The sequence below is a fragment of the Lentzea sp. NPDC102401 genome, from assembly GCF_044765805.1.
In the GTDB taxonomy this organism is placed as follows: domain Bacteria; phylum Actinomycetota; class Actinomycetes; order Mycobacteriales; family Pseudonocardiaceae; genus Lentzea; species Lentzea sokolovensis.
In genome coordinates this window covers 1-12,456 of record NZ_JBIWKS010000019.1, presented here as the reverse complement: position 1 = coordinate 12,456, position 12,456 = coordinate 1, and the positions used below count along the sequence as shown (strand labels likewise).

Annotated in this window: 14 protein-coding genes; 8 read left to right on the top strand and 6 right to left on the bottom strand. The window is 68.0% G+C overall.

Annotated features, from left to right (window positions below; translation table 11 throughout):
- Positions 1–208: 208 nt before the first annotated feature.
- Positions 209–382, bottom strand: a complete 174-nt coding sequence (locus ACIRG5_RS43305) for a hypothetical protein (protein ID WP_170176554.1) — start codon at positions 380–382, stop codon at positions 209–211.
- A 157-nt stretch (positions 383–539) separates the two neighbouring features.
- Here ACIRG5_RS43305 and ACIRG5_RS43300 point away from each other — a divergent pair, with 157 nt between their 5' ends.
- Both ACIRG5_RS43300 and ACIRG5_RS43295 read left to right on the top strand, forming a co-directional pair.
- Positions 540–1,472, top strand: a complete 933-nt coding sequence (locus tag ACIRG5_RS43300; RefSeq protein ID WP_402916668.1) for a carbohydrate kinase family protein — start codon at positions 540–542, stop codon at positions 1,470–1,472.
- Positions 1,473–1,479: 7 nt separating this feature from the next.
- A complete protein-coding gene (locus ACIRG5_RS43295; RefSeq protein ID WP_402916400.1) occupies positions 1,480–2,256 on the top strand; it encodes a class I SAM-dependent methyltransferase in 777 nt (258 codons plus the stop codon).
- A 36-nt stretch (positions 2,257–2,292) separates the two neighbouring features.
- Here ACIRG5_RS43295 and asnB read toward each other — a convergent pair whose 3' ends face one another.
- On the bottom strand, positions 2,293–4,221 hold the full coding sequence (asnB, locus tag ACIRG5_RS43290) for an asparagine synthase (glutamine-hydrolyzing) (RefSeq protein WP_402916398.1): 1,929 nt from the start codon (positions 4,219–4,221) through the stop codon (positions 2,293–2,295).
- 181 nt (positions 4,222–4,402) lie between these two features.
- Between asnB and coxB the strand changes: the two genes are divergently transcribed.
- Together coxB and ACIRG5_RS43280 are read left to right on the top strand one after the other, a co-directional pair.
- Entirely contained in the window at positions 4,403–5,335 is a 933-nt protein-coding gene (gene coxB, locus ACIRG5_RS43285; protein ID WP_402916396.1) for a cytochrome c oxidase subunit II, read from the top strand.
- 13 nt (positions 5,336–5,348) lie between these two features.
- The gene (locus tag ACIRG5_RS43280) at positions 5,349–5,765 is read left to right on the top strand and encodes a cytochrome c oxidase subunit 4 (RefSeq protein ID WP_402916394.1); all 417 of its coding nucleotides are present in this window, start codon (positions 5,349–5,351) and stop codon (positions 5,763–5,765) included.
- 192 nt (positions 5,766–5,957) lie between these two features.
- Here ACIRG5_RS43280 and ACIRG5_RS43275 read toward each other — a convergent pair whose 3' ends face one another.
- The 4 genes from ACIRG5_RS43275 to ACIRG5_RS43260 form a co-directional block, all read right to left on the bottom strand.
- Entirely contained in the window at positions 5,958–6,638 is a 681-nt protein-coding gene (locus tag ACIRG5_RS43275) for a lysophospholipid acyltransferase family protein (protein ID WP_402916666.1), read from the bottom strand.
- A gap of 177 nt (positions 6,639–6,815) precedes the next feature.
- Positions 6,816–7,868, bottom strand: a complete 1,053-nt coding sequence (trpD, locus tag ACIRG5_RS43270; protein ID WP_402916392.1) for an anthranilate phosphoribosyltransferase — start codon at positions 7,866–7,868, stop codon at positions 6,816–6,818.
- Positions 7,869–7,875: 7 nt separating this feature from the next.
- Positions 7,876–8,286, bottom strand: a complete 411-nt coding sequence (locus tag ACIRG5_RS43265; protein ID WP_093599935.1) for a hypothetical protein — start codon at positions 8,284–8,286, stop codon at positions 7,876–7,878.
- A 65-nt stretch (positions 8,287–8,351) separates the two neighbouring features.
- Positions 8,352–8,753, bottom strand: a complete 402-nt coding sequence (locus tag ACIRG5_RS43260) for a hypothetical protein (protein ID WP_402916390.1) — start codon at positions 8,751–8,753, stop codon at positions 8,352–8,354.
- Positions 8,754–8,846: 93 nt separating this feature from the next.
- On the opposite strand from ACIRG5_RS43260, the gene ACIRG5_RS43255 reads away from it, so the two are divergent.
- The 4 genes from ACIRG5_RS43255 to ACIRG5_RS43240 form a co-directional block, all read left to right on the top strand.
- Complete coding sequence (locus tag ACIRG5_RS43255) at positions 8,847–9,458, top strand: heme-copper oxidase subunit III (RefSeq protein WP_093599929.1); 612 nt, start codon at positions 8,847–8,849, stop codon at positions 9,456–9,458.
- Positions 9,459–9,510: 52 nt separating this feature from the next.
- A complete protein-coding gene (locus tag ACIRG5_RS43250; protein ID WP_319978393.1) occupies positions 9,511–10,323 on the top strand; it encodes a c-type cytochrome in 813 nt (270 codons plus the stop codon).
- Positions 10,320–11,444: a ubiquinol-cytochrome c reductase iron-sulfur subunit gene (locus tag ACIRG5_RS43245; RefSeq protein ID WP_402916387.1), complete on the top strand. Its 1,125-nt coding sequence runs from the start codon at positions 10,320–10,322 to the stop codon at positions 11,442–11,444. The genes ACIRG5_RS43250 and ACIRG5_RS43245 overlap by 4 nt, the downstream gene beginning before the upstream one ends.
- Positions 11,441–12,456 (top strand): cytochrome bc complex cytochrome b subunit (locus ACIRG5_RS43240; protein ID WP_402916385.1); only part of this gene is annotated, 1,016 nt, incomplete at its 3' end. The genes ACIRG5_RS43245 and ACIRG5_RS43240, both read left to right, overlap by 4 nt.

Below are 12,456 nucleotides of genomic sequence, written 5' to 3'. Positions count from 1 at the left end.
GGGGTGGCCGCGGGGGGGGGGGGGGGGGCCCCCGCGGGGGTGCCCCCCCCCCCCCGGCCCCCCCCCCCCGCCCCCCCCCCCCCCCCCCCCCCCGCCCCCCCCCCCGCCCCCCCCCCCCCCCCCCCCCCCCCCCTCTCCGCGTGTGGACCAGGAAATCTGCCAGGTACGACCCGGACAGACTGGGAAGCGAGAAGGTAGGGCCCAGAAGCTAGACGCCGTATTCGGCGAGGCCTTCGACCTGGTGGGCGCACCGCTCGTCGACCTGCCAGGGCGCGGCGTCGCGCGGGGCGGGAAGGGGGTGCTCGGGGTGGGTCAGAGCGAAGGGGAGCTGCGCGCAGTCCTCGATCAGTTCACTCATCGTGGTCGCCTCTGGGATCGTCACCTTCCGACCGTATGACGGCTGTCTGACCTGCGGTAGCCCTACCAAACAGTAGTCTTCACAGCGGTACTCGTCCGGGTGAGTTGTCACGTAGCGCAACAAGAAAAGAGGAGCCGACGTGCCCCTAGCCGTGTGCGGCAGCATCGCGACCGACCATCTGATGCACTTTCCGGGTCGATTCGCGGACCAGCTGGTCGCGGAGCGTCTCGACCGTGTGTCGCTGAGCTTCCTGGTCGACGACCTCGTAGTCCGGCGTGGTGGCATCGGCGCGAACATCGCGTTCGGCCTCGGTGTGCTCGGTGTGCGGCCGGTGCTCGTGGGCGCGGTCGGCAAGGACTTCGACGACTACCGCTCGTGGCTCGAGCGGCACGGCGTCGACACGTCCGGCGTGTACGTGTCCGAGGTCGCGCACACCGCGCGGTTCGTCTGCACGACGGACGACGACATGTGCCAGATCGCCTCCTTCTACGCCGGTGCGATGGCCGAGTCGCGCAACATCGAGCTCGCGCCGATCGCGAACCGCGTCGCGAACCTCGAGCTCGTCATCATCAGCCCGGATGACCCCGCGGCCATGCTCCGGCACGCCGACGAGTGCCGTCAGCGCGGCTACCGGTTCGCCGTCGACCCGTCGCAGCAGCTCGCCCGCATGGACGGCGAGCAGGCGCGCGCGTTCATCGAGGGCGCCGAGTACCTCTTCAGCAACGACTACGAGTGGGAACTGCTGCTGCAGAAGACCGGCTGGACCGAGGCCGACGTCCTCGCCCGCGTCGGCAAGCGCGTCACCACGCTCGGCGCCAAGGGCGTCGAGATCGTCGACCGCGACGGCTTCGCGCTGCACGTCCCCGCCGTTCCCGAGGTCGCGAAGACCGACCCCACCGGCGTCGGCGACGGCTTCCGCGCGGGCTTCCTGGCCGGCATCACCGCGGGCCTGAGCATCGAACGCGCTGCTCAGCTCGGCTCGTTCATCGCCGTCGAGGTGCTCGAGACCGTGGGCACGCAGGAGTGGGTGATCGAGCGCGAGTCGGCGCTCGCTCGCATTCGTGGCGCGTTTGGTGCGGAAGCCGCTGAGGAGATCGCTCCCGTCCTGCCATGATCGGACAATGGGGACGTACCTGTTCGGCGACACCGGTGAGTCGCTCGATCCGAAGTTCGACGCGCTGAGCTCTCTGCTCGACGCGGGCACGTTCGCCCGCGTCGAGCAGCTGGGTGTGGCGGACGGCTGGCGCTGCCTCGAAGTCGGAGGTGGTGGCGGGTCGGTGGCGAACTGGCTCGCCGACGTCGTCGCTCAGTCCGGGCACGTGACGGTCACCGACATCGACGTCACCCGGCTCGAGGAACGGGACAACGTCACGGTTCTGGAGCACGACGTGGTATCCAACATATTGCCCGGCAACGCGTTCGACCTGGTCCACGCCCGCCTGGTGCTCTTCTACCTCCCCGCCCGCGAGGTCGTGTTGCGCAAGCTGCGCGACTCGTTGCGCCCCGGCGGATGGCTCGTGCTCGAAGAATTCGACTGCCTCCCGCTCGAAGTCCTCACCACCGGGCCGTCATCCGCCCCGGAGGACGCGAAGCTGATCATGCGGGTGAAGAACGCCCTGCTGACGTTGCTCGATCACGCGGGCGCCGAACTGGCGTGGGGCGCGCGCATCGAGAGGGTGCTGCTCGACGCAGGGCTGAACGACGTCAGCGGCTCCCGCGAGGTGCAGGAATGGGAGGGCGGTTCCGCCGGCTGCCGCCTGCTCGCCGCGACCGCGCGGCTGATGCGCGCAAAGCTCCCGCTCACCGACGACGAGTTCGCCCGCTACCTGGAACTGATGGCGTCCCCGGACACCGTCGTCAGCTCGTACGCGATCTGCAGCGCTCAGGGACGCCGGTAGAACGAGAAGGGCCCCTCCGGGGAGGGGCCCGAACCGTCAGAGCTTGACCGGGTAGTGCGGCTCCGGCACCACCGGCTGGATGCGGCCCTCGACGAAGATGCCGTGCCAGATCATGAACACCAGCAGCGCCCAGATGCGGCGGCTGTGGTCGAGCACACCAGAGCGGTGCTCCTCGATCAGCCGCAGCACCGCGGACTTGTCGATGTACTGGTCGGTCTGCGACGAGCGCACGATGTCGACAGCCCAGTCGTGCATCTCGTCCTTGAGCCAGTGCCGGATCGGCACCGGGAAACCGAGCTTGCGGCGGTTCAGCACGTGCGCCGGCACGATGTCGCGGATCGCCTTGCGCAGCGCGAACTTCGTCGTGTCCTTCGTGATCTTCAACTCACTCGGGATCTGCGACGCGATCTTGAAGACCTCGGGGTCGAGGAACGGGACGCGCAGCTCCAGCGAGTTCGCCATGGTCATCTTGTCGGCCTTGACCAGGATGTCCCCGCGCAGCCACGTGAACAGGTCGACGTGCTGCATGCGCGTCACCGGGTCCCAGTTGCGCGACTCGCGGTACGGCTGCGCCGTCGCGTCCATGTGGGACACCGCCGGGTCGTACGTGCGCAACACCTGCCGCAGGTGGTCGTCGAGGAAGATGCGCGCGTTGCCGTAGTAGCGCTCCTCCAGCGTCAAAGCCCCACGACGCAGCAGGTCCTTGCCGCGCACACCGTGCGGGATCTTCGTGGAGACCTTGCCCATGGCCTTGCGCAGCGCGCCCGGCACCTTCTCGAACCCCGCCAGCGACAACGGCTCGCGGTAGATCGTGTACCCGCCGAAGAGTTCGTCCGCGCCCTCGCCGGACAGGACGACCTTCACGTGCTGACGCGCCTCACGGGCGATGAACCACAACGGCACCAGCGCCGGGTCGGCCACCGGGTCGTCGAGGTACCAGGTGATCAGCGGCAGGGAGTCCATCATCTCCTGCGCGCTGACCGTGCGGACCACGTGCTTCACGCCGATCAGCGCCGCGGACTCCGCGGCCACGTCGACCTCGGAGAACCCCTGGCGCTCGAACCCCGTGGTGAACGTGATCAGGTCCGGGTTGTGCTCCTTGGCCAGCGCCGCGACCACCGTCGAGTCGATGCCGCCGGACAGGAACGAGCCGACCGTCACGTCCGCGCGCATGTGCTTGGCGACCGAGTCGCGCAGCGCGGCGGTGATCTCGTCGTAGAGCGCGTCGGCCTCGCCCTCGCTGCGGACCGTGCGGACCTTGAAGTTCGCCGGGAAGTACCGCTCGAACTTCGGCGACTCGCCGGGGACCAGCGTGAACGAGTGGCCGGACTCGACGCGGTAGATCTGGTCGTGCAGCGAGGCGGGCTCCGGCACGTACTGCAGCGTGAGGTAGTGCTGCAGCCCCTTGACGTTCATCTTCGGGGCGATGCCGATCGTGGAGGCGATCTCCAGCAGGACCTTCTTCTCGCTGGAGAACGCGACCCCGCTCTGACCCTGCGCCCAGTACAGCGGCTTGATGCCGAACGGGTCGCGGCCGCCGAACACGACGTCGCGCTCGGAGTCCCAGATCATGAACGCGAACATGCCGCGCAGCCTCGTGATCGCCGCGGGACCGAAGTAGTGGTAGGCGGCGACGATGGTCTCCGTGTCGCCGTCGGTGTGGAAGACCGCGCCGTGCTTCTCGGTGAGCTCGGCGCGCAGCTCCAGGTAGTTGTAGATCTCGCCGTTGAAGTTGATCGTGTACCGGCTCGGCGACTCCGCCGGACCCCAGGTCAACGGCTGGTGGGAGTGCTCGATGTCGATGATGGCGAGCCGGTTGAAGCCGAAGACGACCTCGTCGACCCGCCTGGTGCCGCTCTCGTCCGGGCCGCGGTGCCGCATGCAGCGCAGCGCCGCCTCCATGGCCGGGCGCGCGTTCTCGGCCTCGTTCTCGCTAGGGCATACAAGTCCTGCCAGGCCGCACAAGGCTCTCGCACCTCTCAAGAAACACGAAGGGGAAGACCACGGGGAAGTCCTCAGTATGCCGAAGGGGCTCTGTGTGACCGAAACTGCACCGCAGCGGCGGTGCCCCCAAGGGGTGAGCGCCGTTGCGCTGGGCTACGCTCCCGCTTGATCCGTTGGCATGGAACGAGGAGGCGGGCGAGCAGTGGGCCTGAAGGAGGGCACCAGGGCATCCCGGCTGGTGAAGACCGCTGGGCTGGTAGGCCTGGTCGGCATCGGGGCCACCGGTTGCTCCACGGACGAGGTGCTGCGCTTCGGATGGCCGCAGGCCGTCACGCCGCAGGCCGAGAAGATGCGCGAGCTCTGGACCTGGTCCGTGATCGCCGCGCTCGTCGTCGGCGTCATCGTGTGGGGCCTGATCCTGTGGTCGGTGGTGTTCCACCGCAAGAAGTCGGAGGAGCTGCCACGTCAGACGGCGTACAACCTCCCGCTGGAGATCGTGCTCATCGTCGTGCCGACGGTGATCGTGGCGGTGTTGTTCTACTTCACCGCCGTCACGCAGAACTACGTCACGGACAAGTCGGGCAAGCCCGACGTCAACGTCGACGTGATCGCGTTCCAGTGGAACTGGGAGTTCCAGTACCCGGACCACAAGACCGAAGAGGGCAACGTCGTCAGCACGGTCGGCACCTCGGGCGAGGTCCCGATCATGGTGCTGCCGGCCGGCAAGCGCATCCAGTTCACGCTGCGCTCGACGGACGTCATCCACTCGTTCTTCGTGCCGGAGTTCCACTTCAAGCGGGACGTCTTCCCGATGCCGGAGAAGAACAACCAGGACAACGTCTTCCAGATCGACCAGATCGACCGTCCTGGCGCGTTCGTCGGCCGTTGCGCCGAGCTCTGCGGCTCGTACCACGCGGTGATGAACTTCGAGGTCCGTGCCCTGGAGGACGCCGACTTCGAGAAGTACATCGAGCTGCGCAAGCAGGTCAACGAGAAGACGGGCAAGCCGTACACCACGGCCGAGGCCCTCTCTCAGGTGAACTGTGACAAGTGGTGTTCACCGCTGGCCACGACGACCACCCCGTTCAACACCGACCGGACGGCGCGCGAAGCCTCCGGTGCGGGCCAGAAGTAGGGAACGCCTCGCGATGAAGATCGAAGCTCGCGTATTCGACCTGGTGATGGCCTTCTCATTCCTGATGGCCGTCGTCTACGGCTACTGGACGCACCTGGCGACCGGCCACGTCGAGCCCACCGGCACGGTGGCACTCGCGCTGACCGGTGGCCTGGCGCTCATCACCGGCACCTACTTCCGGTTCGTTGCCCGCCGCATCGAGGTGCGGCCGGAGGACAACCCCGACGCCGAGGTGTCCGACGGCGCCGGTGAGCTGGGCTTCTTCAGCCCCGGCTCGTACTGGCCGGTCGGTCTCGCCGCCGCGGCGGCGACCACCGGTGTCGCGGTGGCGTTCTGGCACGTGTGGCTGCTGGTGATCGCCATCATCATGGTGCTGGTCATGGTCGGCGGTCTGGTGTTCGAGTACCACACCGGTCCCAATCACGACTGACAGGCACGACTGATATCCAATATCCGATACGTCGGATATCGCTTCGACTGAGGCCCTCTCCACTGTGGAGGGGGCCTCAGTCGTGTGTGGACTGATGTCCCGTATGTGATACATCGCATATCGCACGCGAAAGGGCCCTCCCCGGTAACAGCGGGGAGGGCCCTTTCGCAGGCCGGAACGAGGCTACGGCGGCTACGCGGCGGCCGGGACCTTCTCGGGCGCCTTCTGGTACGCGTCGACGTACTCCTGGCCGCTCAGGTCCAGGATGCGGTAGATGATCTCGTCGGTGACGCTGCGCAGCACCGGCAGCGACTCCTGCATGCCGTCGTAGCGGCTGAAGTCGAGCGGCTCGCCGAAGCGGACCGTCACCGGGACGATCTTCGGGAACCTGCTGCCGACCGGCTGCACCTTGTCCGTGCCGATGATGCCGACCGGGATGACCGGGGCCCCGGACTCCAGCGCCATGCGGGCGACGCCGGTGCGGCCGCGGTGGAGCATGCCGTCGAGCGAGCGCGTGCCCTCCGGGTAGATGGCGAAGGCGTCACCCCGCGCCAGGATGTCGGCGGCCGTGTCGAGAGCGGCGCGCGCGTCACGGCCCTTGCCGCGGTGCACCGGCACGTGGCCGAGCGAGGAGAAGAACCAGCGCGACAGCGAGCCCTTCAGGCCGGTGCCCGTGAAGTACTCCGCCTTCGCGAGGAACGACACCCGGCGCGGCACGACCATCGGGATCACGACGCTGTCGATGAAGCTGAGGTGGTTGGCCGCCAGGATGACGGGGCCGTCGGTGGGGATGTTCTCCAGGCCGTCCACCACCGGGCGGTAGACCAGACGGGCTGTGCGCGCGACGACGTGCTTCATCACCGGGTAGAGGATGGCCATGACTCCAGCATTCCAGGTGGCGATTGCGGCGGCGTTACCACGTGGCGCGCATCTCTGGCCCATCACTCGCTCGGACTACGCCGATGCGGCGGCCGTGCGAGCACGGTCACGCGTCGACGACGACGCGTGACCGAAACCGCTCAGTCAGTCTTTCGGTTACTTCCTCTGGGACTACTTCCTCTGGGACGCCTTCAGAGCCTGTGAGAGCTCCACCCAGCGGCTCAGCAGGGTCGCCGCCCTGCCTGAGTCGATGGCGTCGGCCGCACGGCTCAGCGAGGCCGTCAGGTCGGCGTGCAGGTCGTCGGAGAAGCCGCCGTGCGCCGCGATGGCGCCCGCCGAGTTCACGAGCACCGCGTCCCGCACCGAACCCGTCTTGCCGCCCACGAGGTCGCGGACCACCTGGGCGTTGACCGACGAGTCGCCGCCCTTCAGGTCCTCCTCGCGGGCGGGCTTCACGCCGAGCATTGCCGGGTCGATGGTCTCCGTGCGCACCACACCGTCCTGCGCGAGCCACGCGGACGTCGTCGTGGTCGTGGTGATCTCGTCGAGGCCGTCGTCGCCCCGCACCACCAGCGCGGTGTTGCGGCGCCGCGCGAACACGCCGGCGATCAGCGGCGCCGCGGACGCCCGCGCGCAGCCGATCAGGCCGACCGTCGGCTGCGCCGGGTTCGTCAGGGGTCCGAGCAGGTTGAACGACGTGGGAATGCCGATCTCCCGCCGCACCGGGCCCGCGTGCCGGAAACCGGGGTGGAACACCGGCGCGAAGCAGAAACCGATGCCGAGCTCGCGCACGGTCTCCTGCACGCCGGCGGCCGGCAGGTCGATCGCGACGCCCAGCGCCTCCAGGACGTCCGCCGTGCCGCACTGCGACGACGCCGCCCGGTTGCCGTGCTTGACCACGGGCACGCCCGCGGCGGCCGTGATGATCGCGGCCATCGTCGAAATGTTCACCGAACCGGAATGATCGCCGCCTGTGCCCACGATGTCGGTCGCCCGCACGTCCACCGTGAACCGGTTCGCGTGATTGAGCATCATCTTCGCGAGGCCGTCGACCTCCTCCGGCGTCTCGCCCTTGGCGCGCAACGCGACGACGAACGCCGCGATCTGCGCCGCGGTCGCCTCGCCGGACATCACCTGGTCCATTCCCCAGGCGGTGTCGTCGGCGGTCAGGTCGACGCCGTCGAGCAGGCGGTTGAGCAGCGAGGGCCAGGTGCGCTGGCTCATGGCGGGATCAGCCCTTGACGACGGGCAAAGCCAAGCCCCGCAGCACCTCGGCCACGGTCTCGGCGGCGGCCAGCGGGTCGAGCGGGTGCACCAGCACCGCGTCCGCCTGCGACCAGGTCGCGAGCCACCTGTCGTCCTTGCGGCGCACCGCCACGACGATCGGCGGGCAGTTCGTGATCTCGTCCTTGAGCTGGCGGGACAGGCCCATGCCCCCGGTCGGCTGCGCCTCGCCGTCGAGGATCAGCAGGTCGACGGTGCCGTTGTCGACCTCGTAGAGGACGTCCGCGATGGTGCCGACCTCGACGTACTCGACGCGCGCGAGGTCCGGCGCGGGACGGCGGCCGACCGCAGTGATGATCGTCTCACGCACCTCGGGCCGGTGGCTGAACACCAGGATCTTCGTGGTCTGCGTGCTCATCTCTGGATCCTCCGCTGCGACTGCCGACTGCGGTCCTGAAGAAAGTGACCAAGGTCGCCGTGATGCTATCGGGCCGGTTCGTGTGGTTTCTGCAGGGCGTCCCACCCCAGGGCGTCGCCACCGAGTCGTTGCGCCAGCGAGGCCATCCTCGACCGCTCCTGGGCGCAGTGCAGGGCGTCCAGCTTCTGCACTCGACTGATATGCGATATATCACCGGCAACGAGTACCCAGCCGTCGGGCGTGAGCAGTTCTCGCGCGCGTTCGACCTGGTCAGCGGGGATGCGCAGGTGGTGCCGGAGCACCGCGAGATCGTCCGCGCGCCACTGCGGCGAACGGGCCAGAGCGGCCGAATCGGCCTCCGCGATGTCGAACGCCTCGACCACGACGACGAGCGCCGGGTCGTCGATCGACAGCGTCGGCGAGTCCTCTTGTCGCAGCATGTCCCGCAATCGGCCCAGCAAACCCATTCGTTGATCTCCTCGCGATCACCCGCTGTGTGACCCAGCCGACCCATGATCCGCGCAGGACCCGATGGGCGGACGGAAATTCCGCAGGCAATAATGCTGCGCGTGACCACGGCAGCGCCTTCAATCGGCCAGCGCGTGCACTCGCTGAACCGCCCGAACATGGTCAGCGTCGGCACGATCGTCTGGCTGTCCAGCGAGCTCATGTTCTTCGCTGGCCTCTTCGCCATGTTCTTCACGGTGAAGGCCCAGAACGACACTGGGCATTGGCCCCCAGCGCCCACCCATCTGAACGTTCCCTACGCGGCGGTCTTCACGATCATCCTGGTCGCGTCGTCCTTCACGTGTCAGTGGGGCGTGTTCGCCGCTGAGCGGGGCGACGTGTTCGGTCTGCGTCGTTGGTACATCGTGACGTTGATCATGGGAGCGATCTTCGTCGGAGGCCAGGCGGGTGAGTACTTCACCCTCGTCGAGGAGGGCACGACGATCCCGTCGTCGGCCTACGGCACGGTCTTCTACCTCACGACCGGCTTCCACGGCTTGCACGTCATCGGCGGTCTGATCGCGTTCGTCTACCTGTTGATCCGGACGAAGCTCAGCAAGTTCACGCCGGCGCAGGCCACCTCCGCCATCGTCGTGTCGTACTACTGGCACTTCGTCGACGTCGTGTGGATCGGGCTCTTCGCCATCATCTACATCGTGCCCTGACCTGCTCCCCAGCCACGAGCTCCCGAACTGACAGCAAGGGTTGCCGCACACCATGACCACCACTACGAAACGCCCGCGCGGCGCCCGCACGAAGCTGCGCCGCCGGGTCGCCGGTCTGCTCGCGCTGGGCTTCGCCCTGCTCAGCGCAGGCATGCTGTTCGCCGCGTTCGCGCCCCAGGCGCAGACCGCCCAGGCGCAGCAGGAGGACGCTCTGGTCCGCCAGGGCGAGCAGATCTACCTGAACACCTGCGCGGGCTGCCACGGCAAGTCCCTCGAAGGTGTCAAGGACCGCGGGCCGAGCCTGATCGGCGTCGGTGACGCCGCGGTGTACTTCCAGACTTCCTCCGGCCGCATGCCCATGGCGCGGCAGGAGGCGCAGGCCATCCGCAAGCCCGCGAAGCTCTCCCCCGAGGAGATCAACGCGCTGATGGCCTACATCACCGCCAACGGTGGCGAGGGCCCGAAGAAGCCCTCCGAGTCCGGCGAGGCCCTGCGCGGCGACAACCCCGCCCGCGGTGGCGAGCTCTTCCGCCTCAACTGCGCCAGCTGCCACAACTTCACGGGTCGTGGCGGCGCGCTGTCGTCCGGCAAGTTCGCGCCGGAGCTCGACGGCGTGACCGAGGAGCAGATCTACACGGCGATGCTGACCGGCCCGCAGAACATGCCGAAGTTCGGCGAGCGCCAGCTGACGCCGGAAGAGAAGAAAGACATCATCGCGTACGTCAAGTCGGTCACCGACGGAAACAACAACTCCGGCGGTAACCCCCTGGGCGGGTTCGGACCCGTCTCCGAGGGATTGATCGCGTTCATCGTGGGCATCGCCGCGCTCATCGGCGTGACCCTCTGGATCGGAGCCAAGGCATGAGCGGCGACAAGCCGACCGAGCTGCCCAGCGAGGCAGAGCTCGCGGAGATGAGCCGGGACGACCTCGTCAGGCTCGGCACGAAGATGGACGGCGTCGAGCTCGTCCACTACGAGGAGAGGTTCCCGGTTCCCGGGACGCGTGCCGAGCGTCGCGCCGAGCGCGTCGTCGCGCTCTGGTTCGTGATCTCCGCGCTGTCCGGACTGGCCTTCCTCGGCGTCTTCCTGTTCTGGCCGTGGCAGTACGAGGCGCCGCACACCGACGGCCACCTGCTGCACATGCTCTACAACCCGCTGATCGGCCTGTTCCTGGGCCTGTCGGTGGTGGCGCTGGGCGTCGCCGCGCTGCTCTACACCAAGAAGTTCATCCCCGAAGAGCTCGCGGTGCAGCAGCGCCACGACGGCCCGTCGACCGAGGTCGACCGCGCCACGCTGGTCGCGGAGCTCGCCGACGCGGGTGAGCGCAGCGGCATCGGGCGCCGCAGCCTGATCAAGCGCACCGCGGGCCTCGGCGCCGGCGTGCTGGGTCTGGGCGTCGCGGCCGTCCCGCTGGGCGCGCTCATCAAGAACCCGCACGCGGACAGCGAGACCAAGAACTCGCTGTGGCACACCGGCTGGAAGGCCGAAAAGGGCGAGAAGGTCTACCTGCGCCGCCACACCGGCAACTTCCACGAGGTCTCCCTGGTGCGTCCCGAGGACGTCGAGCCGGGCGGCTTCGAGACGGTGTTCCCGTTCCGGGAGTCCGAGCGCGAGGACGAGCACGCCCTGGTCGCGGCCCTCAAGCGGGCCGACGCGCCGGTCATGCTCATCCGCATGCGCCCGAACCAGGCGGTCACCAAACGTGCAGGTCAAGAAGACTTCAACTACGGTGACCTGTACGCGTACTCGAAGATCTGCACGCACCTCGGTTGCCCGACGTCGCTGTTCGAGCAGCAGACCGGTCTGCTGCTCTGCCCGTGTCACCAGTCGCAGTTCGACGTCTTCGAATACGCCAAGCCGCGGTTCGGTCCGGCGACCCGTCCCCTTCCGCAGCTTCCGATCACTGTGGACGAAGACGGATACTTGGTAGCCCGCAGCGACTTCATCGAGGCTGTGGGTCCGGCGTTCTGGGAGCGGAAGTCATGAGTGCCATCACCACGCCGACGAAGCCGGCCAACGCGGCCGCGCGCGTCGCAGGGGCGGCGGCCAACGCTGCCGACGAGCGGTTTCACGCGGCCTCTGGCCTGCGCAAGCAGCTGAACAAGGTCTTCCCGACGCACTGGTCGTTCCTGCTCGGTGAGATCGCGCTCTACAGCTTCATCGTGTTGTTGCTGTCGGGTACGTACCTCGCCCTGTTCTTCGACCCGTCGATGACCGAGGTCACCTACAACGGCGCGTTCGAGAACCTGCGCGGCATCGAGATGTCGCGGGCGTTCGCGTCCACGCTCGACATCTCGTTCGAGACGCGCGGTGGCCTGTTCGTCCGCCAGGTGCACCACTGGGCGGCGCTGCTGTTCATGGCCGCGATCGTCGTGCACATGTTCCGGATCTTCTTCACCGGCGCGTTCCGCAAGCCGCGTGAGATCAACTGGGTCATCGGCATCGTGCTGTTCATGCTCGGCGCGATCGAGGGCTTCCTCGGCTACTCGCTGCCCGACGACCTGCTCTCGGGCACGGGCCTGCGCGTCATGGCGGCGCTGCTGATCTCGTTCCCCGTGGTCGGCACCTGGATCAACTGGCTGATGTTCGGCGGGGAGTTCCCCGGCACGGACATCATCCCGATGCTCTACACCGCGCACATCCTGATCATCCCGGCGATCATCCTGGGTCTGATCGCGGCGCACCTCGCGCTGGTCTGGTACCAGAAGCACACGCAGTTCCCGGGCGTGGGCCGCAAGGAGACCAACGTCGTCGGCGTCCGCATCATGCCGGTGTTCGCCGCGAAGGGCGGTGGCTTCTTCGCCATCGTCGTCGGTGTCATCGCGATCATGGGTGGCATCTTCCAGATCAACCCGATCTGGAACTTCGGCCCGTACAACCCCGCGCAGATCTCCGCCGGCTCGCAGCCCGACTGGTACATGGGCTGGACCGACGGCCTGGTCCGCATCTGGCCCGCGTGGGAGTTCTACCTGGGCAACTACACGATCCCGGCCGCGTT

What these genes read in the sequence shown, in the direction of transcription:
- ACIRG5_RS43300 (WP_402916668.1), top strand. Translation starts at nt 540, where the DNA reads ATGCACTTTCCGGGTCGATTCGCGGACCAGCTGGTCGCGGAGCGTCTC.
- ACIRG5_RS43295 (WP_402916400.1), top strand. Translation starts at nt 1,480, where the DNA reads ATGGGGACGTACCTGTTCGGCGACACCGGTGAGTCGCTCGATCCGAAG.
- ACIRG5_RS43280 (WP_402916394.1), top strand. Translation starts at nt 5,349, where the DNA reads ATGAAGATCGAAGCTCGCGTATTCGACCTGGTGATGGCCTTCTCATTC.
- trpD (WP_402916392.1), bottom strand. Translation starts at nt 7,868, where the DNA reads ATGAGCCAGCGCACCTGGCCCTCGCTGCTCAACCGCCTGCTCGACGGC.
- ACIRG5_RS43265 (WP_093599935.1), bottom strand. Translation starts at nt 8,286, where the DNA reads ATGAGCACGCAGACCACGAAGATCCTGGTGTTCAGCCACCGGCCCGAG.
- ACIRG5_RS43260 (WP_402916390.1), bottom strand. Translation starts at nt 8,753, where the DNA reads ATGGGTTTGCTGGGCCGATTGCGGGACATGCTGCGACAAGAGGACTCG.
- ACIRG5_RS43255 (WP_093599929.1), top strand. Translation starts at nt 8,847, where the DNA reads ATGCTGCGCGTGACCACGGCAGCGCCTTCAATCGGCCAGCGCGTGCAC.
- ACIRG5_RS43250 (WP_319978393.1), top strand. Translation starts at nt 9,511, where the DNA reads ATGACCACCACTACGAAACGCCCGCGCGGCGCCCGCACGAAGCTGCGC.
- ACIRG5_RS43245 (WP_402916387.1), top strand. Translation starts at nt 10,320, where the DNA reads ATGAGCGGCGACAAGCCGACCGAGCTGCCCAGCGAGGCAGAGCTCGCG.